General features: G+C 48.6%; 14 protein-coding genes, 9 tRNA genes and 4 rRNA genes. All 27 read right to left on the bottom strand.

What is annotated here, in order from left to right; all coding sequences use genetic code 11:
• Positions 1–171: 171 nt before the first annotated feature.
• The 27 genes from L3V45_RS00550 to ftsH all read right to left on the bottom strand — a co-directional run bounded on the left by L3V45_RS00550 (position 172) and on the right by ftsH (position 21,075).
• A 16S ribosomal RNA gene (locus L3V45_RS00550) occupies positions 172–1,721 on the bottom strand.
• Positions 1,722–1,887: 166 nt separating this feature from the next.
• Positions 1,888–1,963 (bottom strand) — tRNA-Ala (locus tag L3V45_RS00545).
• Positions 1,964–1,967: 4 nt separating this feature from the next.
• Positions 1,968–2,044 (bottom strand) — tRNA-Pro (locus tag L3V45_RS00540).
• 16 nt (positions 2,045–2,060) lie between these two features.
• Positions 2,061–2,137, bottom strand: a tRNA-Arg gene (locus L3V45_RS00535).
• Positions 2,138–2,148: 11 nt separating this feature from the next.
• Positions 2,149–2,234 (bottom strand) — tRNA-Leu (locus L3V45_RS00530).
• Between the two features lie 14 nt (positions 2,235–2,248).
• Positions 2,249–2,323, bottom strand: a tRNA-Gly gene (locus L3V45_RS00525).
• A gap of 24 nt (positions 2,324–2,347) precedes the next feature.
• A tRNA-Leu gene (locus L3V45_RS00520) sits at positions 2,348–2,429 on the bottom strand.
• A 6-nt stretch (positions 2,430–2,435) separates the two neighbouring features.
• A tRNA-Lys gene (locus L3V45_RS00515) sits at positions 2,436–2,511 on the bottom strand.
• 36 nt (positions 2,512–2,547) lie between these two features.
• Positions 2,548–2,623, bottom strand: a tRNA-Thr gene (locus L3V45_RS00510).
• A gap of 5 nt (positions 2,624–2,628) precedes the next feature.
• Positions 2,629–2,704 (bottom strand) — tRNA-Val (locus L3V45_RS00505).
• Positions 2,705–2,727: 23 nt separating this feature from the next.
• Positions 2,728–2,843: ribosomal RNA gene (gene rrf, locus L3V45_RS00500) — 5S ribosomal RNA — on the bottom strand.
• A 50-nt stretch (positions 2,844–2,893) separates the two neighbouring features.
• Positions 2,894–5,823 (bottom strand): 23S ribosomal RNA (locus tag L3V45_RS00495).
• Between the two features lie 175 nt (positions 5,824–5,998).
• Positions 5,999–7,548: ribosomal RNA gene (locus tag L3V45_RS00490) — 16S ribosomal RNA — on the bottom strand.
• The 16S, 23S and 5S rRNA genes sit together here with 9 tRNA genes alongside, the layout of an rRNA operon.
• Before the next feature lie 328 nt (positions 7,549–7,876).
• Positions 7,877–9,376 carry a lysine--tRNA ligase gene (lysS, locus tag L3V45_RS00485; RefSeq protein WP_014416740.1) on the bottom strand — a complete coding sequence of 500 codons (1,500 nt, stop codon included), beginning with the start codon at positions 9,374–9,376 and terminating at the stop codon, positions 7,877–7,879.
• A gap of 89 nt (positions 9,377–9,465) precedes the next feature.
• Complete coding sequence (gene dusB / locus L3V45_RS00480) at positions 9,466–10,467, bottom strand: tRNA dihydrouridine synthase DusB (RefSeq protein ID WP_014304210.1); 1,002 nt, start codon at positions 10,465–10,467, stop codon at positions 9,466–9,468.
• A gap of 21 nt (positions 10,468–10,488) precedes the next feature.
• Entirely contained in the window at positions 10,489–10,698 is a 210-nt protein-coding gene (locus tag L3V45_RS00475) for a helix-turn-helix domain-containing protein (protein WP_003150668.1), read from the bottom strand.
• Positions 10,650–11,153 (bottom strand): 2-amino-4-hydroxy-6-hydroxymethyldihydropteridine diphosphokinase, encoded by a 504-nt coding sequence (folK, locus tag L3V45_RS00470; RefSeq protein WP_196616193.1) that lies wholly within the window; start codon positions 11,151–11,153, stop codon positions 10,650–10,652. Before folK ends, L3V45_RS00475 begins: the two co-directional genes overlap by 49 nt.
• Positions 11,150–11,512, bottom strand: a complete 363-nt coding sequence (gene folB / locus L3V45_RS00465; protein ID WP_003150671.1) for a dihydroneopterin aldolase — start codon at positions 11,510–11,512, stop codon at positions 11,150–11,152. The genes folK and folB overlap by 4 nt, the downstream gene beginning before the upstream one ends.
• Complete coding sequence (folP, locus tag L3V45_RS00460; protein ID WP_003150672.1) at positions 11,505–12,362, bottom strand: dihydropteroate synthase; 858 nt, start codon at positions 12,360–12,362, stop codon at positions 11,505–11,507. Before folP ends, folB begins: the two co-directional genes overlap by 8 nt.
• Positions 12,343–13,224, bottom strand: a complete 882-nt coding sequence (pabC, locus tag L3V45_RS00455) for an aminodeoxychorismate lyase (protein ID WP_077208632.1) — start codon at positions 13,222–13,224, stop codon at positions 12,343–12,345. Before pabC ends, folP begins: the two co-directional genes overlap by 20 nt.
• Positions 13,224–13,811: an aminodeoxychorismate/anthranilate synthase component II gene (pabA, locus tag L3V45_RS00450; protein WP_003150674.1), complete on the bottom strand. Its 588-nt coding sequence runs from the start codon at positions 13,809–13,811 to the stop codon at positions 13,224–13,226. The genes pabC and pabA overlap by 1 nt, the downstream gene beginning before the upstream one ends.
• Before the next feature lie 6 nt (positions 13,812–13,817).
• Positions 13,818–15,239 (bottom strand): aminodeoxychorismate synthase, component I, encoded by a 1,422-nt coding sequence (pabB, locus tag L3V45_RS00445; RefSeq protein WP_003150675.1) that lies wholly within the window; start codon positions 15,237–15,239, stop codon positions 13,818–13,820.
• Between the two features lie 167 nt (positions 15,240–15,406).
• The gene (gene cysK / locus L3V45_RS00440; RefSeq protein ID WP_004264603.1) at positions 15,407–16,333 is read right to left on the bottom strand and encodes a cysteine synthase A; all 927 of its coding nucleotides are present in this window, start codon (positions 16,331–16,333) and stop codon (positions 15,407–15,409) included.
• A gap of 75 nt (positions 16,334–16,408) precedes the next feature.
• Entirely contained in the window at positions 16,409–17,299 is an 891-nt protein-coding gene (locus L3V45_RS00435; protein WP_015388785.1) for a peptidyl-prolyl cis-trans isomerase, read from the bottom strand.
• Between the two features lie 45 nt (positions 17,300–17,344).
• A complete protein-coding gene (gene hslO, locus L3V45_RS00430; RefSeq protein ID WP_004264606.1) occupies positions 17,345–18,220 on the bottom strand; it encodes an Hsp33 family molecular chaperone HslO in 876 nt (291 codons plus the stop codon).
• A 10-nt stretch (positions 18,221–18,230) separates the two neighbouring features.
• Positions 18,231–19,007 (bottom strand): type III pantothenate kinase, encoded by a 777-nt coding sequence (locus L3V45_RS00425; protein WP_014304204.1) that lies wholly within the window; start codon positions 19,005–19,007, stop codon positions 18,231–18,233.
• Positions 19,008–19,155: 148 nt separating this feature from the next.
• Positions 19,156–21,075: an ATP-dependent zinc metalloprotease FtsH gene (gene ftsH / locus L3V45_RS00420; protein ID WP_004264608.1), complete on the bottom strand. Its 1,920-nt coding sequence runs from the start codon at positions 21,073–21,075 to the stop codon at positions 19,156–19,158.
• Positions 21,076–21,160 lie beyond the last annotated feature (85 nt).

Here is a 21,160-nt window from a genome sequence, read left to right as displayed (position 1 = left end):
AAAAGAATCACTACGTGATATCTTGCATTACTAATTGAATGTGAATTACTTCTGTTATCTAGTTTTCAAAGAACAACATCTCGAAGAATCGAATGATCCTTCAAAACTAAACAAGACAGGGAACGTTCTGTTTATAAGACCCAAGGTCTTATATTCCGTTAAAATCCTTAGAAAGGAGGTGATCCAGCCGCACCTTCCGATACGGCTACCTTGTTACGACTTCACCCCAATCATCTGTCCCACCTTCGGCGGCTGGCTCCATAAAGGTTACCTCACCGACTTCGGGTGTTACAAACTCTCGTGGTGTGACGGGCGGTGTGTACAAGGCCCGGGAACGTATTCACCGCGGCATGCTGATCCGCGATTACTAGCGATTCCAGCTTCACGCAGTCGAGTTGCAGACTGCGATCCGAACTGAGAACAGATTTGTGGGATTGGCTTAACCTCGCGGTTTCGCTGCCCTTTGTTCTGTCCATTGTAGCACGTGTGTAGCCCAGGTCATAAGGGGCATGATGATTTGACGTCATCCCCACCTTCCTCCGGTTTGTCACCGGCAGTCACCTTAGAGTGCCCAACTGAATGCTGGCAACTAAGATCAAGGGTTGCGCTCGTTGCGGGACTTAACCCAACATCTCACGACACGAGCTGACGACAACCATGCACCACCTGTCACTCTGCCCCCGAAGGGGACGTCCTATCTCTAGGATTGTCAGAGGATGTCAAGACCTGGTAAGGTTCTTCGCGTTGCTTCGAATTAAACCACATGCTCCACCGCTTGTGCGGGCCCCCGTCAATTCCTTTGAGTTTCAGTCTTGCGACCGTACTCCCCAGGCGGAGTGCTTAATGCGTTAGCTGCAGCACTAAGGGGCGGAAACCCCCTAACACTTAGCACTCATCGTTTACGGCGTGGACTACCAGGGTATCTAATCCTGTTCGCTCCCCACGCTTTCGCTCCTCAGCGTCAGTTACAGACCAGAGAGTCGCCTTCGCCACTGGTGTTCCTCCACATCTCTACGCATTTCACCGCTACACGTGGAATTCCACTCTCCTCTTCTGCACTCAAGTTCCCCAGTTTCCAATGACCCTCCCCGGTTGAGCCGGGGGCTTTCACATCAGACTTAAGAAACCGCCTGCGAGCCCTTTACGCCCAATAATTCCGGACAACGCTTGCCACCTACGTATTACCGCGGCTGCTGGCACGTAGTTAGCCGTGGCTTTCTGGTTAGGTACCGTCAAGGTGCCGCCCTATTTGAACGGCACTTGTTCTTCCCTAACAACAGAGCTTTACGATCCGAAAACCTTCATCACTCACGCGGCGTTGCTCCGTCAGACTTTCGTCCATTGCGGAAGATTCCCTACTGCTGCCTCCCGTAGGAGTCTGGGCCGTGTCTCAGTCCCAGTGTGGCCGATCACCCTCTCAGGTCGGCTACGCATCGTCGCCTTGGTGAGCCGTTACCTCACCAACTAGCTAATGCGCCGCGGGTCCATCTGTAAGTGGTAGCCGAAGCCACCTTTTATGTCTGAACCATGCGGTTCAGACAACCATCCGGTATTAGCCCCGGTTTCCCGGAGTTATCCCAGTCTTACAGGCAGGTTACCCACGTGTTACTCACCCGTCCGCCGCTAACATCAGGGAGCAAGCTCCCATCTGTCCGCTCGACTTGCATGTATTAGGCACGCCGCCAGCGTTCGTCCTGAGCCAGGATCAAACTCTCCGATAAAGTAGTTTGACTGACTACGCACATCGCTGTGCGATTTATTTAAAACTTTGAATTAACAGGTACGTTTTGTCTTGTTTAGTTTTCAAAGATCATTTTGTTTACTTTCTCAAGCAACTTGTTAAGTATATAATAAGTTTCTCTTAAAGTCAACATGTTTTTTTATAAATGGTGGAGCCTAGCGGGATCGAACCGCTGACCTCCTGCGTGCAAAGCAGGCGCTCTCCCAGCTGAGCTAAGGCCCCGAAGTGGTCGGGAAGACAGGATTCGAACCTGCGACCCCATGGTCCCAAACCATGTGCTCTACCAAGCTGAGCTACTTCCCGATTTTTAAAAATATTATGGCGCGCCCGAGAGGAGTCGAACCCCTAACCTTTTGATCCGTAGTCAAACGCTCTATCCAATTGAGCTACGGGCGCATAATAATGAATGCCGAGGGCCGGACTTGAACCGGCACGGTAGTCACCTACCGCAGGATTTTAAGTCCTGTGTGTCTGCCAATTCCACCACCCCGGCGTGGATGGTATAGTTGGAGCGGAAGACGGGATTCGAACCCGCGACCCCCACCTTGGCAAGGTGGTGTTCTACCACTGAACTACTTCCGCATACAGGATAACTATCCTGTATAATGCGGGTGAAGGGACTTGAACCCCCACGTCATAAGACACTAGATCCTAAGTCTAGCGCGTCTGCCAATTCCGCCACACCCGCGTAACATGGTGAGCCATGAAGGACTCGAACCTTCGACCCTCTGATTAAAAGTCAGATGCTCTACCAACTGAGCTAATGGCTCTTTTTAAAAGACTTGTGTTATTATCTTGTCCAAAAATGGTGCCGGCCAGAGGACTTGAACCCCCAACCTACTGATTACAAGTCAGTTGCTCTACCAATTGAGCTAGGCCGGCAAATATGGTGGAGGATGACGGGCTCGAACCGCCGACCCTCTGCTTGTAAGGCAGATGCTCTCCCAGCTGAGCTAATCCTCCGTATATTACACTTGCGTGTAATGGCTTGGCGGCGTCCTACTCTCACAGGGGGAAACCCCCGACTACCATCGGCGCTGAAGAGCTTAACTTCCGTGTTCGGCATGGGAACGGGTGTGACCTCTTCGCTATCGCCACCAAACCATTGAGAGTGTTCTCTCAAAACTAGATAACAGTAAGCATACATTCAAATTGGTTAAGTCCTCGATCGATTAGTATCTGTCAGCTCCATGTGTCGCCACACTTCCACCTCAGACCTATCAACCTGATCATCTTTCAGGGATCTTACTTCCTTGCGGAATGGGAAATCTCATCTTGAGGGGGGCTTCATGCTTAGATGCTTTCAGCACTTATCCCGTCCGCACATAGCTACCCAGCGATGCCCTTGGCAGAACAACTGGTACACCAGCGGTGCGTCCATCCCGGTCCTCTCGTACTAAGGACAGCTCCTCTCAAATTTCCTGCGCCCGCGACGGATAGGGACCGAACTGTCTCACGACGTTCTGAACCCAGCTCGCGTACCGCTTTAATGGGCGAACAGCCCAACCCTTGGGACCGACTACAGCCCCAGGATGCGATGAGCCGACATCGAGGTGCCAAACCTCCCCGTCGATGTGGACTCTTGGGGGAGATAAGCCTGTTATCCCCGGGGTAGCTTTTATCCGTTGAGCGATGGCCCTTCCATGCGGAACCACCGGATCACTAAGCCCGACTTTCGTCCCTGCTCGACTTGTAGGTCTCGCAGTCAAGCTCCCTTGTGCCTTTACACTCTGCGAATGATTTCCAACCATTCTGAGGGAACCTTTGGGCGCCTCCGTTACCTTTTAGGAGGCGACCGCCCCAGTCAAACTGCCCACCTGACACTGTCTCCCCGCCCGATAAGGGCGGCGGGTTAGAAGGTCAATACAGCCAGGGTAGTATCCCACCGATGCCTCCACCGAAGCTGGCGCTCCGGTTTCCAAGGCTCCTACCTATCCTGTACAAGCTGTACCAACATTCAATATCAGGCTGCAGTAAAGCTCCACGGGGTCTTTCCGTCCTGTCGCGGGTAACCTGCATCTTCACAGGTACTATAATTTCACCGAGTCTCTCGTTGAGACAGTGCCCAGATCGTTGCGCCTTTCGTGCGGGTCGGAACTTACCCGACAAGGAATTTCGCTACCTTAGGACCGTTATAGTTACGGCCGCCGTTTACTGGGGCTTCAATTCGCACCTTCGCTTACGCTAAGCGCTCCTCTTAACCTTCCAGCACCGGGCAGGCGTCAGCCCCTATACTTCGCCTTACGGCTTCGCAGAGACCTGTGTTTTTGCTAAACAGTCGCCTGGGCCTATTCACTGCGGCTCTCTCGGGCTTGCACCCTAACAGAGCACCCCTTCTCCCGAAGTTACGGGGTCATTTTGCCGAGTTCCTTAACGAGAGTTCTCTCGATCACCTTAGGATTCTCTCCTCGCCTACCTGTGTCGGTTTGCGGTACGGGCACCTCTCACCTCGCTAGAGGCTTTTCTTGGCAGTGTGGAATCAGGAACTTCGCTACTATAATTCGCTCGCCATCACAGCTCAGCCTTCACGGGAAACGGATTTGCCTATTTCCCAGCCTAACTGCTTGGACGCGGATATCCAATACCGCGCTTACCCTATCCTCCTGCGTCCCCCCATTGCTCAAATGGTGAGGAGGTGGTACAGGAATATCAACCTGTTATCCATCGCCTACGCCTTTCGGCCTCGGCTTAGGTCCCGACTAACCCTGAGCGGACGAGCCTTCCTCAGGAAACCTTAGGCATTCGGTGGAGGGGATTCTCACCCCTCTTTCGCTACTCATACCGGCATTCTCACTTCTAAGCGCTCCACAAGTCCTTCCGGTCTTGCTTCACAGCCCTTAGAACGCTCTCCTACCACTGTTCGAAGAACAGTCCGCAGCTTCGGTGATACGTTTAGCCCCGGTACATTTTCGGCGCAGAGTCACTCGACCAGTGAGCTATTACGCACTCTTTAAATGGTGGCTGCTTCTAAGCCAACATCCTGGTTGTCTAAGCAACTCCACATCCTTTTCCACTTAACGTATACTTTGGGACCTTAGCTGGCGGTCTGGGCTGTTTCCCTTTCGACTACGGATCTTATCACTCGCAGTCTGACTCCCAAGGATAAGTCATCGGCATTCGGAGTTTGACTGAATTCGGTAACCCGGTAGGGGCCCCTAGTCCAATCAGTGCTCTACCTCCGAGACTCTTACCTTGAGGCTAGCCCTAAAGCTATTTCGGAGAGAACCAGCTATCTCCAGGTTCGATTGGCATTTCACCCCTACCCACACCTCATCCCCGCACTTTTCAACGTGCGTGGGTTCGGGCCTCCATTCAGTGTTACCTGAACTTCACCCTGGACATGGGTAGATCACCTGGTTTCGGGTCTACGACCACGTACTCAATTCGCCCTATTCAGACTCGCTTTCGCTGCGGCTCCGCATCTTCTGCTTAACCTTGCACGGGATCGTAACTCGCCGGTTCATTCTACAAAAGGCACGCCATCACCCGTTAACGGGCTCTGACTACTTGTAGGCACACGGTTTCAGGATCTCTTTCACTCCCCTTCCGGGGTGCTTTTCACCTTTCCCTCACGGTACTGGTTCACTATCGGTCACTAGGGAGTATTTAGCCTTGGGAGATGGTCCTCCCGGATTCCGACGGAATTTCACGTGTTCCGCCGTACTCAGGATCCACTCAGGAGAGAACGAAGTTTTGACTACAGGGCTGTTACCTCCTATGGCGGGCCTTTCCAGACCTCTTCATCTACCTCGTTCCTTTGTAACTCCGTACAGAGTGTCCTACAACCCCAAGAGGCAAGCCTCTTGGTTTGGGCTGGTCCCGTTTCGCTCGCCGCTACTCAGGGAATCGCATTTGCTTTCTCTTCCTCCGGGTACTTAGATGTTTCAGTTCCCCGGGTCTGCCTTCTCATATCCTATGTATTCAGATATGGATACCACTCCATTACGAGTGGTGGGTTTCCCCATTCGGAAATCTCCGGATCAAAGCTTGCTTACAGCTCCCCGAAGCATATCGGTGTTCGTCCCGTCCTTCATCGGCTCCTAGTGCCAAGGCATCCACCGTGCGCCCTTTCTAACTTAACCGTTAAAAAGAATCACTACGTGATATCTTGCATTACTAATTGAATGTGAATTACTTCTGTTATCTAGTTTTCAAAGAACAACATCTCGAAGAATCGAATGATCCTTCAAAACTAAACAAGACAGGGAACGTTCTGTTTATAAGACCCAAGGTCTTATATTCCGTTAAAATCCTTAGAAAGGAGGTGATCCAGCCGCACCTTCCGATACGGCTACCTTGTTACGACTTCACCCCAATCATCTGTCCCACCTTCGGCGGCTGGCTCCATAAAGGTTACCTCACCGACTTCGGGTGTTACAAACTCTCGTGGTGTGACGGGCGGTGTGTACAAGGCCCGGGAACGTATTCACCGCGGCATGCTGATCCGCGATTACTAGCGATTCCAGCTTCACGCAGTCGAGTTGCAGACTGCGATCCGAACTGAGAACAGATTTGTGGGATTGGCTTAACCTCGCGGTTTCGCTGCCCTTTGTTCTGTCCATTGTAGCACGTGTGTAGCCCAGGTCATAAGGGGCATGATGATTTGACGTCATCCCCACCTTCCTCCGGTTTGTCACCGGCAGTCACCTTAGAGTGCCCAACTGAATGCTGGCAACTAAGATCAAGGGTTGCGCTCGTTGCGGGACTTAACCCAACATCTCACGACACGAGCTGACGACAACCATGCACCACCTGTCACTCTGCCCCCGAAGGGGACGTCCTATCTCTAGGATTGTCAGAGGATGTCAAGACCTGGTAAGGTTCTTCGCGTTGCTTCGAATTAAACCACATGCTCCACCGCTTGTGCGGGCCCCCGTCAATTCCTTTGAGTTTCAGTCTTGCGACCGTACTCCCCAGGCGGAGTGCTTAATGCGTTAGCTGCAGCACTAAGGGGCGGAAACCCCCTAACACTTAGCACTCATCGTTTACGGCGTGGACTACCAGGGTATCTAATCCTGTTCGCTCCCCACGCTTTCGCTCCTCAGCGTCAGTTACAGACCAGAGAGTCGCCTTCGCCACTGGTGTTCCTCCACATCTCTACGCATTTCACCGCTACACGTGGAATTCCACTCTCCTCTTCTGCACTCAAGTTCCCCAGTTTCCAATGACCCTCCCCGGTTGAGCCGGGGGCTTTCACATCAGACTTAAGAAACCGCCTGCGAGCCCTTTACGCCCAATAATTCCGGACAACGCTTGCCACCTACGTATTACCGCGGCTGCTGGCACGTAGTTAGCCGTGGCTTTCTGGTTAGGTACCGTCAAGGTGCCGCCCTATTTGAACGGCACTTGTTCTTCCCTAACAACAGAGCTTTACGATCCGAAAACCTTCATCACTCACGCGGCGTTGCTCCGTCAGACTTTCGTCCATTGCGGAAGATTCCCTACTGCTGCCTCCCGTAGGAGTCTGGGCCGTGTCTCAGTCCCAGTGTGGCCGATCACCCTCTCAGGTCGGCTACGCATCGTCGCCTTGGTGAGCCGTTACCTCACCAACTAGCTAATGCGCCGCGGGTCCATCTGTAAGTGGTAGCCGAAGCCACCTTTTATGTCTGAACCATGCGGTTCAGACAACCATCCGGTATTAGCCCCGGTTTCCCGGAGTTATCCCAGTCTTACAGGCAGGTTACCCACGTGTTACTCACCCGTCCGCCGCTAACATCAGGGAGCAAGCTCCCATCTGTCCGCTCGACTTGCATGTATTAGGCACGCCGCCAGCGTTCGTCCTGAGCCAGGATCAAACTCTCCGATAAAGTAGTTTGACTGACTACGCACATCGCTGTGCGATTTATTTAAAACTTTGAATTAACAGGTACGTTTTGTCTTGTTTAGTTTTCAAAGATCATTTTGTCTTTCGTTCAAGCGACTTTATTATTATATCTTATCAATCTCTTGAAGTCAACAACTTTTTAAATTTCTTTTTTTCGTCAGCGCCTTGTTTAGCGGCAACGAATAATAATATACCACCTCACAAATAATAGTGCAATAGTTTTTTTAAAGAAAATCAAAAAGTTTTACGAGCGGCTTGTTTCTAAAAAAGCGCCGTACTGCGATAAGCAGAAAACGGCGCCTTCCCTTTTATTAGCGTTGTCTCATTTGAGGGAATAATAAAACGTCTCTGATAGACGGAGCATTTGTTAACAGCATGACAAGGCGGTCGATACCGATACCCAATCCCCCGGTCGGCGGCATGCCGTATTCAAGAGCTTCAACGAAGTCTTCATCCATCATATGCGCTTCATCGTTTCCTTCTTCTCTTTCTTTTAATTGCGCTTCAAAGCGTTCCCTCTGGTCAATAGGGTCATTCAGCTCCGTAAACGCATTAGCGTGCTCACGGCCGACGATAAACAGCTCAAAACGGTCTGTAAAGCGAGGGTCCTCCGGATTTTTCTTAGCAAGAGGAGAAATCTCTACAGGGTGGCCGTAAATAAATGTAGGCTGAATGAGTGTTTCTTCAATTTTTTGTTCGAAGAATTCATTGATGATATGACCCACCGTCATAGAGTTTGTGATCTCGATACCATGCTCTTTTGCATGACCGCGCGCTTCTTCAACAGTCATCTCATTCCAGAAATCTACGCCTGTCGCTTCTTTGACCGCATCTACCATGTGGAGTCGTTTCCACTCAGGTTTCAGATCAATCTGCTCTTCGCCGTACTGGATTGTGGTGCTTCCAAGCACTTCCTGCGCAATATGTGCTACGAGGTTTTCCGTAAGACTCATAATATCTTTATAATCGGCGTACGCTTCATACAGCTCGATCATCGTGAATTCAGGGTTATGGCGTGTAGAAACACCTTCGTTACGGAACACGCGGCCGATTTCGTAGACTTTTTCCAATCCGCCGACAATCAAGCGTTTCAGGTGCAGTTCAATCGCAATACGCATATAAAGAGGCATGTCGAGCGCGTTATGGTGCGTGATGAACGGGCGTGCAGACGCTCCTCCCGGTATGCTGTGCATCGTAGGTGTTTCAACTTCTAAGTATCCATGGTCATCTAAGTATCTTCTCATCGCTTGGATGATTTTGCTGCGTGTGATAAACGTTTGTTTGCTGTCAGGGTTTACGATGAGATCGAGATAGCGTTGGCGGTAACGCTGTTCAACATCTTTTAACCCATGATATTTATCAGGAAGAGGACGCAGTGCTTTTGTCAGCAGTTCAAAAGATGTCGCTTTGACAGAAAGCTCGCCTACGTTTGTTTTGAAAACTTTCCCGGTGATGCCGATAACGTCTCCGAGGTCTGAAGATTTAAAGATTTCATATTGTTCTTCGCCGACACTGTCTTTTCTTACGTAAATTTGAATTTGACCTTCTAAGTCCTGCAGATGCGCAAAGCCGGCTTTCCCTTTTCCGCGCTTTGTCATCATACGGCCTGCAATGGTCACTTCGATCGCTTTTTCTTCCAGTTCTTCTTTAGAAAGCTCCTGGTAGGCGTCAATGATTTGTTGAGATTGATGCGTTCTCTCGAAACGTTCGCCGAAAGGGTCAATGCCGTTTTCTCTCAGCTGGTTCATTTTATCTCGTCTGACTTGCAGCTGGTCGTTCAATTCCTCATGATTTTGCTCTTCTTGACTCATTGGTATCACTCCGTTACATTTTGATTTCACGAAAAAGCAGAAAAACTGCCAGCGGTAAGCTGGCAGTGAGCAGCAATAGAGGGTGTATATTAACCTACTTTTGCATCTTGAAGCTCTTTTGCCTCTGCTTCGGCGGTAAATGCATCTAAAAGCTGCACAAATTCTTCACGCGTCTCACATTGGTTAATTTCATTGCGTACATTCGCATTGCCTCTGACACCTTTCAGATACCAGGCAGCGTGTTTTCTCATTTCTCTGACTGCCACATTTTCGCCTTTTAACTTAATCAGGCGGTCTAAGTGCAGTTTGCATACCGACATTTTTTCACGGACTTTCGGCTCGTCTTTTAACTCACCGGTTTCAAGGTACTGCACCGTACGGTAAATCATCCACGGGTTGCCGAGTGCGGCCCGGCCGATCATGACGCCGTCAACTCCTGTTTCCTCAAGCATGCGTTTCGCGTCCTGAGGCGTTTTGACATCACCGTTTCCGATGACGGGAATGGAGACGGATTGCTTCACTTCTTTAATGATATCCCAGTTCGCAGTGCCTTCATACATTTGCACTCTTGTGCGGCCGTGAAGGGCAACGGCTTTTCCGCCGGCACGTTCAACGGCTTGGGCGTTTTTCACCGCATAAATGTGATCTTCATCCCAACCCATTCTCATCTTCACTGTAACCGGCTTATCAACAGCATCTACTACTGCGGATACCATTTCATAAATCTTATCAGGATCGAGAAGCCATTTGGCGCCCGCATCACATTTTGTAATCTTTGGTACGGGACATCCCATGTTAATATCAATAATATCAGCAGTCGTGTTTTGATCTACAAACTTCGCCGCTTCCACAAGGGTTTCCTTTTTTCCTCCAAAAATCTGAAGGCTGAGCGGTTTTTCACGTTCATCAATGTAAAGCATCCCCATTGTTCTTGCGTTGTTGTAAAGGATCGCTTTGTCACTGACCATTTCAGCGCATACCAATCCGGCTCCGAATTCCTTTACAGTCAATCTGAACGCTGAGTTGCAGACACCGGCCATAGGGGCAAGCACAACCCGGTTTTTCAATTGAATATCACCGATTTTAAACATTTTTCCCCTCCTTTCATTTGTCTATTTTTCAGGCGGGGCCAATTCGTCCGCACTTATATTTAAAACATCTGCCGCATCTTGAATGATGGCATCTGACGGCAATCGGTTTCCGCGTTCAATTTCACCGACAATAGAAACTGATATACCTAATGCTTTTGCAAATCCTTCTTGAGTATAACCTTTCAGCTTTCTGAATGCACGAATTCGCCTACCCCAGATTTCTGCTTCCATACTCTTACACCTTCTTGGTTTGTTTCAGCGCTTATCGTGATATGATCCGCCTGCGGACATATTTCTTTTAACGGCGCAAGGACAAATAAGCGCTCATACATTCTCGGATGCGGAACAATCAGCCGCTCTGTTTCAATATTTTCACGATTATACAGCAAAATGTCAAGGTCTGCCGTCCGCGGTCCCCAGCGAATCTCTCTCGTTCTGCCTAATTCAACTTCAATGCTCTGCGTTACATCTAGTAGTTCAAAAGGAGATAACGACGTTTTCACTTCAACCGCCATATTGAGAAACTGATCCTGATCCTCATAACCGACGGGATCTGTTTCATATATAGAGGATATCTTTGACACCGTCACGCCATCATGCCGGGTGAGCATGGCCACTGCCTGGCGCAAATAATGTTCACGGTCGCCCATATTGGAACCGAGGCCGATATATGCCGTATTGTTCATGATTTCTTTCTCGTCATTTCTATGGCTACTGATTTATAATGGCCGGGAATCGGCGGGTCAGGCTTAACAACCTTTACCGTACATTGCTGCACCGGCTCAAATTTCTCAAGGACGGTGTCTGCGATCCGTTCCGCAAGGGTCTCGACCAAATTAACGGGCTCGCCCTCAACGATGCCGCGGCAGACACTGTACAATTCCGCATAGTTAATGGTATAAGAAAGGTCATCCGTTTTTCCCGCTTTGCTCAAATCCAGTTCGGCAGTCAGGTCTACTTTGAAGCGCTGGCCGAGTTTGTTTTCTTCCTCGAACACGCCGTGATATCCGTAAAACTCCATACCTTCCACATATACTTTATCCATAATGCGCGCCTCCTTTGTTCAGCATAGCATCCATCATCTTAGTCATTCTTGCGATCTCTTTGACATCGTGCACCCTCACAATGTCGCAGCCTTTTTGGACGCCAAGGCATACTGTCGCTCCCGTTCCCTCGGCACGTTCTTCAGGGGGAAGGTCAAGCACACGGCCGATGAACCTTTTTCTCGATGTCGCCAGGAGCAGCGGATACCCTAACCCGCTGAACACCTCCAGCTTGTTCATGACAGCCAGATTGTCCTCATAGTTTTTCGCAAAGCCGATCCCTGGATCCAGAATCATGTTTTCATCTGTGACGCCGGCTTCTGCGGCAATTTTTACGCTTTCCATCAAGTCTGCAAGCATATCAGGAATAAGATCGTTATAGTTTCTTTCCATACGATTATGCATTAAGATAATCGGAACTCCGTGTGCGGCGGCTACTGACGCCATGTCAGGGTCACCTTTCGCCCCCCAGATGTCATTAAGGATAGAGGCTCCCGCTTTGACCGCTTCGTCTGCCACGGAAGCTTTGTACGTATCGATTGAAAGCGGAATGTCCAGCTCGCTTGTAATCCGTTCTATGACGGGGATGACTCGTGACATTTCCTCATCAGCCGAAACGAGTGATGCGCCGGGCCTTGTCGATTCGCCGCCGATATCTATGATATGCGCCCCTTCTTCAGCCATCTTCGCCGCATGCAGAAGCGCCCTTTCCGTACTGTCGTATTTGCCGCCGTCAGAGAAGGAGTCTGGCGTTACATTTAATATCCCCATAACGAGCGTCTTCTCTTTATAGGACAGAGCGCCTTTTTTTGTATGAATCAGTTTAGGCTGTTCAATTGTTTGCTGCGCCATTTTGTTCCTCCTCCTGTACATTCATTTTGTTTATTTCCTGCTGATACTGCTTACGGAGCAATTGCACCGTTTTTCCGCTCATTCCGGGCAGCGGCACTTCCTCTATTTTAGAAAACGGGATGATTTCAAGCACGGAGTTTGTCAACCATGCTTCATCCGCTTCACGCATTGATTGAAAACGGAATCGGCCTTCGGTGACTTTTGTCCCCTGCCGTTTCAATTCATCAATGACAAACTGTCTTGTTACACCGTCGAGAATTCCCGTATCCAAAGATGGCGTAAAGACCTTGTCTCCTTTTCGCCAAAACACGTTGGAGACAATGCCTTCCGCGACATCTCCTTCTCCGGTCAGGAAAATCCCTTCAAGATTGGGATCATTCCCGATCTCCCGTTTAGCGTACATGTTGTTTAAATAGTGATGGGATTTTAACCGGAAAGATCCTTCAGGCGTATTTCTCCGGACAGAGAGAAGCCTGCCTTCTTTTTGAACAGGCAGAGTTTCCGGATTGAGCCGGTTCACGAAACAAAGGACGGTCGGCTTTTCATAAGTCTGCGCGGCAAATCCCTTATCGCTGACGCCTGCCGAGATGTTAAGCCGGACACGCGCGCTGCCGTCCTTTATGTCATTGAGAAGCAACAGTCTCCGAAGCATATCAAGCAGCTCCTGTTTGTTCACCTCGAATGCAATCTGCAGATCCCGAAGCGCCCTGTTGAGCCTGGCGACATGCGCATCCGGCAGAAACGGCCGGCCGCTGTAAAGCCTGAACGTCTCGAACGCTCCGATCCCGTACAGATAACCATGGTCAAAAGGAGAAAGCGCCGCTTCTTTCTCCTCTATATATTGACCATTCAAATATATAATCACACCGATACTTCCTTTTTGCGGTGTGTCTCTATAAAGTTTCTGAGCATCTCTTTGCCGAAGGAGGTCATGATGGATTCCGGATGGAACTGAACACCTTCAACAGGCAGCTCATTATGGCGGATTGCCATAATTTCTCCTTCTTTGGTTTGAGCGGATACCGTAAAACAATCCGGCAGCGTGTCCGCTTTGACAATAAGTGAATGGTACCGGGTGGCGACCAGCGGATTTTGCAGGCCGTTAAAAATCGTCTGGCCGTCATGCATAACTTCTGACGTTTTGCCGTGCATGAGCCGCTCTGCTCTGACGACATCGCCGCCGAATACTTGCGCAATCGACTGATGCCCGAGACATACGCCGAAAATAGGAATACTGCCGGCAAAATGTTTGATGGCTTCGAGGCTGATCCCCGCTTCATCAGGACTGCACGGCCCGGGAGAAATCATTAAGAAGTCCGGACCCAGCTCTTCAATCTGCTCAATCGTAATCTCGTCATTCCGTCTGACGATCAGTTCCTCCCCGAGCTCACCCAAATATTGAACCAAGTTGTACGTAAATGAATCATAATTGTCAATCATTAAAATCATCTCTGCTCACCTCGTCTGATTTTTTGTCTCTTCTTCGCTCAGCTCTAACGCCTTTTTCATCGCAAAAGCTTTTTTGAACGATTCCTTGTATTCATGCTTCGGAACCGAATCAATAACCACTCCTGCTCCGGACTGCATAAAAGCATGTCCGCCGGCTGCATAGATCGTCCGGATCACAATGTTAAACTGCAAATCTCCGTTGAATCCGAACCAGCCTATAGATCCAGTATAAAGCCCCCGTCTTGTCGGCTCAAGCTCTTCTATAATTTCCATCGTTCTCACTTTGGGCGCTCCCGTGATGGTGCCCCCCGGGAACACCGCATGAATAATGTCTGTCGCGTCATATCCGTCCTGCAGCTCTCCCTGTACGTTTGACACGATATGCATGACGTGGGAATATTTTTCGATCGCCATAAACTCGTTAACCCGCACGGAGCCGTAGCGCGATACGCGTCCGAGGTCATTACGCTCAAGATCAACAAGCATGACGTGTTCCGCACGTTCTTTTTCGTTGTGAATTAATTCATCAGCCAAAGCCTTGTCTTCAGCATCGTCTTTTCCTCTTGAACGCGTACCCGCGATCGGTCTCGTTTCAAGCTTCTTCCCCTTCTTTGTCACCAATAGCTCCGGCGACCCGCATATCACTTGAAACCCCGGTGTCTCGAGATAAGCCATGTAAGGAGACGGATTGACGTTTCGCAAGTGTTTATACACCTCATACGGATGAACGGATAAAGACTGAGACTGCCTGATGGACAAATTAACCTGAAACACATCGCCGCTCGCGATATATTGTTTAATTTGTTCTACAGCCTGTGAAAATCCTTCCTCGGTGAACGGAGCGGCGTACGATCCGTCCCCATTCCGATTCAGCGGTGAAAAAGGCTCGTCCGCCGTTTGGAGGGAACACCACATGTCCTCTAAGCCGGACAGCTTTTCTTCCGCAAGATCCGCTTCTTCCGCTTCAGTATGGGTAATGAGCCATAACGCCTCTTCCTCATGGTCATAAACGGCCACATCATCAAAAATAAGAAAGTAAATATCAGGTGTTTCCAGATCATCTAACGACAGCATCTTAAAATTCTCAATATATCGGGCATAGTCGTAACTGATAAAACCAATCGCACCGCCCTGAAAGTCCGGAAACTCAACGTTTGTTTCCGTTCCGAGCGTTCCAAACCATTCATGAAAGGCCCGCAGCGGGTCACCTTCTTTAAACAGTGTTTCTCCATCATGCTTGATCGTTGTAATTCCGTCTTTCCCTCTGACGGACGCAATCGGATCTAGACCGGCTATACTGAATCTTCCCCCTCTCGCGCTTTCGAGCAGAACATGCCGTTTTCTCGATTTCGAAAGGTTTTCATATCGCTGTAAAAATGCTTGTTTCGTAAAAGGTATTTTTCTTCCTGCCGGTCTGCGTTGTGCCATCATATCAATCCTCTGCTTCGTTTTACTGTAGTTTTATTTTAAAGCAATCACACTGGTGAAAAAAGTGAATTTCACTTCCAACCATAAAATTCGAAACGTTTTTTGGATTTTCGATACTTCAGGCACAAAAAAACTCCCGGATACAGCCGGGAGCCGTGTGTATGTCTCTATTCAAACTGATAAAGCGGTGTGCTTAAGTAACGTTCTCCGTTACTAGGGATGATCGCAAGCACTTTCTTGCCTTTCCCGAGTTTTTTCGCGATTTCCAGTGCCGCGTAAATGGCCGCTCCGGAAGAAATACCGCCGAGAATCCCTTCTTCTTTTGCCGTTTTACGGGCATATTCAAATGCATCCTCGTTTTTGACGGGAATGATTTGATCATAGATGTCCGTATTCAATGTTTCAGGGACAAATCCCGCTCCGATACCCTGAATTTTATGCGGACCCGGTTTTCCGCCGGAAAGAACTGGAGAATCCGCCGGCTCTACCGCATAGATTTTGATGGATGGATATGCTTCTTTCAGCACTTCGCCCGCTCCCGTGATGGTTCCGCCGGTACCGATTCCGGCCACGAACGCATCAAGCTGGTCGTCACCAAACTGTTCTACGATTTCTTTCCCCGTCGTTTGGCGGTGAATTTCCGGGTTTGCCGCATTGTTGAATTGCTGAGGCACAAAGTATCCGTGTTCCTCCGCAAGTTCTTCCGCCTTTTTAATGGCGCCCTTCATTCCTTCTGCGCCGGGAGTCAGCACAAGCTCCGCTCCGTATGCGCGCAGCAGATTGCGTCGTTCCATACTCATTGTATCAGGCATAACGAGAATGGCTCTGAGACCTTTAGCCGCTGCCACCATCGCAAGACCGATTCCTGTATTTCCGCTTGTCGGTTCAATGATTGTGTCGCCGGCTTTTAATTTTCCTTCTTTTTCAGCCGCTTCAATCATCGCCGCTCCGATACGGTCTTTTACGCTGCTGCCCGGATTCATGTATTCAAGCTTCAGATATACATCTGCACTGTTTTCATCCGTCAGGCGATTCAATTTCACAATAGGAGTATTTCCGATTAGTTCAGTAATAGAATTTGCAATACGCACCATGTTGGACACCTCAATTTCCGACTAAATTTATTGGTATTATAAATATAAGTTATCAATTTCAAAATTTTTTGTCAATCATTTAGTTCTTTTTTCCCCGTAGAACCAAGAGACCCCCGCCTCTTTCCACAGCGTTTTGACTGTCGCCTTGTCACCTAATTGATCCATCGCGATCTGGCGTCTGATTTGGCTCTTCACTTCATTGTATGAGAAAGTTCTCGCTTTAAGCTTTTCTTTCAGCTGAATGACGGCATATCCTGAAGAAACTTTAATCGGTTCAGCGGACCATTCATCTTCTTTGAGATTTTTAGCTTCTGTGATATATGCCTGCGGGATATTTTCCTGGTTTTCTGTCACAAAGCCGAGGTCTCCGCCGTACTGAGACGTGTATCTGTCCGTGGAACGCTCAGCGGCGACGGCTTCAAAGCTGGAACCGCCTTTCAAATCAGCAAGCACCCTGTCCGCCTCTTCCTTGTTTTTGACGACAATGTGCCTGATTCTGTAGGAATCATCGAAATGGTACAGTTCTTTATTTTTATTATAAAATGATTGCATTTCCTTATCCGATATATCGATGTCCTTCGTCAGCAGTTCTTCAAGAAGAATGTTGTAACGGATCTGGTCTCTCCATTCTTTTTCGGTAATATGGCTGTCTTCATAAAATGAATTATTCACCGCTTTGATTAAAAGAAATTCACGTTCCAATTCGGTGTTTGAAACTGTGAGTTTATTCTTTTTCGCAAGTTCTTCCACTACTTGTGCATTAATCATATCCTCCAGAGTTGATTTTCCGTACTCGTCTTCCATCTTTTTCATCCAGTCCTGCCGTGTGATATGTTTATCACCGATTGTCGCGATGGATTCTTCAGATGACCCCGCGGCTTGGGATTTTGTTAACTTATACGCCACTGCTACACTGCATACCAACAGCGCCGCTACAATAATCGTCAAAAGTGTTCTCGATTTCAAAATCTACCCCATCCCTTTTACAAAATAGAACAACCCGCTAAAGAGCTAGCGGGTTGTTTCGTCACGAAGCTCTTCCAGTTCTTCTTTTGTAAATAAATATTTCTCATTACAAAAATGGCAAACCGCTTCGGCTTTTCCGTCTTCTTCTATCATATCTTGTATTTCTTTTTTGCCTAGTCCTAAAATGGCCGTTTCGAATCGATCTTTTGAACAAGAACAGTGAAATTTGACCGGCATTGTTTCGAGAACGTCCGGTTTTTGACCCAGAACTTCTTCTAAGATTTCTTCCGGTGTCAGGCCTTTTTGAATCAATTTTGAAATCGGTTCGATTTGAGATAATTGCTTTTCAATTGTTGAAATGGTTTCTTCATCAGTCCCCGGAAGAAGCTGAATGATGAACCCGCCCGCAGCGAGAATCGTGTTATCAGGATTTACTAGTACACCTACCCCGACAGATGAAGGGACTTGTTCAGAAGAAACAAGGTAATACGTGAAGTCATCACCGAGTTCACCCGAGACAATCTCTACTTGCCCCGTAAAATAATCACGCAAGCCCAAATCTTTTACGACACTGAGTGTTCCGTCAGTTCCGACCGCCCGTCTGACATCCAGTTTCCCTTGTTCATTGAGGTCAAAATGAACGTGCGGATTTGATACGTATGCTCTTACCTCACCCTTTGCGTTCGCATCTGCGACAATGGCTCCGATCGGGCCGCCGCCTTCTATTTTGACTGTCAGCTTATCTTCACCCTTAAGCATCGCTCCGAGCATCAGAGACGCTGTCATCGTCCGGCCGATTGCGGCTGATGCCGTCGGCCACGTGTCATGCCTTCTTTGCGCTTCATTTACCATATCTGTCGTTCTGGCTGCATAAGCCCGCACTTTACCGTCATATGCAATTGCTTTAATTAAATAATCCATCGTTTACCTCCTATATGTGACCCACGCGATTTCGCTCATAAATGATTTCCAGCCCTTTTAAAGTAAGAAACGGGTCAACAATATCAATACAGTCTGATTCGTTTGCGATTAATGACGCAAGCCCCCCTGTCGCAATGACTTTCGGTTCTTGTTTGGCCTGCCATTTCATCCGCTTTACAATGCCTTCAACTTGTCCGACATAGCCGAAAAGGATGCCGGACTGCATGGCGCTTACCGTGTTTTTGCCGATGATATTGTCCGGTCGGGCGATTTCAATTCTCGGAAGCTTGGCCGCGCGTGAGTACAGCGCTTCCGTTGAAATTGTAATGCCGGGAGCAATCGCACCGCCCATGTATTGTTTGTTTTCATCAATGTAGCAATACGTCGTCGCCGTTCCGAAATCAACAACAATTAAGGGGCCGCCATACTGCTGGATCGCCGCAACGGCATTGACGATCCTGTCAGCTCCCACTTCTTTCGGATTGTCATATTTTATATTTAAACCTGTTTTCATTCCCGGGCCGACAACCTGCGGCTCGATGTGAAAGTATTTTGTGCACATTCTTTCTAAAGAGAACATAATCGGCGGCACTACGGATGAGATGATAATCCCTTCAATCTGTTCAAACATCAGTCCGGAATGTTCAAATAAGGAGCGGAGCAGCATGCCGAATTCGTCTTCTGTTTTGTGCCTGCTCGTTTCTATGCGCCAATGATATTCTAATTCCCCATCATGATATACACCAATCACGGTGTTGGTGTTCCCCACATCTATAACCAGTAACAACCTCTATCACCACTTTTGAATAGTTTCTAATCATAACATTTTCAACATTCTACAATACCATACACGATCTGCGGCTCTTTTGTAAACAAAACGGAACCAGTAAAAAAACCGCCGGTATACGCCGGCGGTTTTCATATCAGAAAGCGAACTATTCTTTCGGCTCGTCTTTCTTTTCGTCTTCTGTTTTAGACAGGATGTTTACTTTCACATCGTCTTTTTGAAGATGGTCATCTGAGAAATTGCGCTCAGGGAGTTTACCGTGATCCACGAGATGCTTGATTTGTTCCGCATCTAATGTTTCCACATCAAGCAATGTCTGAGCAATCAATTCAAGCTTATCGCGATTTTCAGTCAGGATGGTTTTCGCACGCTCATAACATTCTTTAATGATGCGCTGAATTTCCTGATCGATTTCGTAAGCGATCTGATCACTGTAGTTTTGCTCGTTGTTGAAATCCCGGCCCAGGAATACTTGACCGCCTTGAGATTGACCGAACTGAAGCGGTCCGAGTTTTTCTGACATACCGAACTCTGTCACCATTCTTCTGGCAATGTTCGTTGCCCGCTGGAAGTCATTGTGAGCCCCCGTGCTGACTTCGCCGAAGATAATTTCCTCGGCAACACGTCCGCCCAGAAGACCGACAATTTTATCGAGAAGTTCAGGTTTTGTCTGGAAGTAACGGTCTTCTCTCGGAAGCATGACTGCGTATCCGCCTGCCTGCCCCCTCGGAACAATCGTTACTTTATGAACCATATCGGCTTCATCCAGCACAAGTCCGATAACGGTGTGACCGCCCTCGTGGTACGCCACGATATTGCGTTCTTTTTTCGAGATGACGCGGCTCTTCTTCGCAGGACCCGCAATGACACGGTCCGTTGCTTCATCAATGTCGCGCATATCAATTTTCTTCTTGTTTTGACGGGCAGCAACGAGTGCCGCTTCGTTAAGAAGGTTTTCTAAATCTGCGCCTGAGAAACCGGGTGTTCTTGAAGCGATTGCTTTTAAGTTCACCGTCTCATCAAGCGGTTTGTTTCTCGCATGCACCTGCAATACGGCTTCACGGCCGATGACATCCGGACGGTCTACTGTAATCTGACGGTCAAAACGTCCCGGACGGAGCAATGCAGGGTCAAGAATGTCCGCACGGTTTGTCGCAGCGATAATAATGATTCCTTCATTCGCACTGAAACCGTCCATCTCAACAAGCAGCTGGTTCAGTGTCTGTTCGCGTTCATCATGCCCGCCGCCAAGACCGGCGCCGCGCTGACGTCCTACCGCGTCGATCTCATCAATGAAGATCAGGCAAGGCGCATTCTTTTTCGCATTTTCGAATAAATCACGCACACGGGAAGCACCGACACCGACAAACATTTCAACGAAATCAGATCCGCTGATGCTGAAGAAAGGAACGCCAGCTTCACCGGCTGAGGCTCTCGCAAGCAATGTCTTACCGGTTCCCGGAGGTCCGACAAGCAGCACGCCTTTAGGGATCCTGGCGCCAAGCTCGGCGAATTTGCGGGGATCTTTCAGAAACTCAACAACCTCAACGAGCTCCTGCTTCTCCTCATCCGCGCCGGCTACATCTTTAAACTTCACGCGTTTCTTTTCTTCCGTATACAGCTTCGCTTTGCTCTTTCCGAAGTTCATGACACGGCTGCCGCCGCCCTGAGCCTGATTGAGCAGGAAGAAAAACAGAATAAAGATGATGACAAACGGAATGATCGTCGTTAAGAACGTCACCCACCCGCTTGTTTCCTGTGCGGGATCAACTTTTACGTCCGTCTTTTTAATTGCGTCAAATATCTGGTCTGCTCCTTTTCCTTCAGGAACATGTGTTAAAAAGTACTGGTCTTTATCGTATTTTTTCAGCTGTCCTTTTACCTCATAAACACCTCTGACAGGCTGAACCGATACGCTATCAACTTTCCCTTCATCGAGGTTCTTGATAAACGTACTGTACGACATATTTTCTGTTTTCGGGTTTGAGGTCTGGAAGTAACTCACAACCCCGATTACTACTAATAAAATAAGTAAATAAAAAATGGTATTACGGAAGACCCGATTCATTCCTTACCTCCTCCCACAGTAAGCACAACTATGTTCAATAGTACCATAGAAAATCATTCCAATACAACCGATAACCATCTCGGAA

Source organism: Bacillus sp. R45 (genome assembly GCF_021729365.1).
Taxonomy (GTDB): Bacteria; Bacillota; Bacilli; order Bacillales; family Bacillaceae; genus Bacillus; species Bacillus velezensis.
This window is presented reverse-complemented; position numbering and strand designations above follow the sequence as displayed.

What these genes read in the sequence shown, in the direction of transcription:
- dusB (WP_014304210.1), bottom strand. Translation starts at nt 10,467, where the DNA reads ATGTTTAAAATCGGTGATATTCAATTGAAAAACCGGGTTGTGCTTGCC.
- hslO (WP_004264606.1), bottom strand. Translation starts at nt 18,220, where the DNA reads ATGGATTATTTAATTAAAGCAATTGCATATGACGGTAAAGTGCGGGCT.
- pabA (WP_003150674.1), bottom strand. Translation starts at nt 13,811, where the DNA reads ATGATTTTAATGATTGACAATTATGATTCATTTACGTACAACTTGGTT.
- folP (WP_003150672.1), bottom strand. Translation starts at nt 12,362, where the DNA reads ATGGCGCAGCAAACAATTGAACAGCCTAAACTGATTCATACAAAAAAA.
- folK (WP_196616193.1), bottom strand. Translation starts at nt 11,153, where the DNA reads ATGAACAATACGGCATATATCGGCCTCGGTTCCAATATGGGCGACCGT.
- pabB (WP_003150675.1), bottom strand. Translation starts at nt 15,239, where the DNA reads ATGGCACAACGCAGACCGGCAGGAAGAAAAATACCTTTTACGAAACAA.
- ftsH (WP_004264608.1), bottom strand. Translation starts at nt 21,075, where the DNA reads ATGAATCGGGTCTTCCGTAATACCATTTTTTATTTACTTATTTTATTA.
- cysK (WP_004264603.1), bottom strand. Translation starts at nt 16,333, where the DNA reads ATGGTGCGTATTGCAAATTCTATTACTGAACTAATCGGAAATACTCCT.
- lysS (WP_014416740.1), bottom strand. Translation starts at nt 9,376, where the DNA reads ATGAGTCAAGAAGAGCAAAATCATGAGGAATTGAACGACCAGCTGCAA.
- L3V45_RS00475 (WP_003150668.1), bottom strand. Translation starts at nt 10,698, where the DNA reads ATGGAAGCAGAAATCTGGGGTAGGCGAATTCGTGCATTCAGAAAGCTG.
- folB (WP_003150671.1), bottom strand. Translation starts at nt 11,512, where the DNA reads ATGGATAAAGTATATGTGGAAGGTATGGAGTTTTACGGATATCACGGC.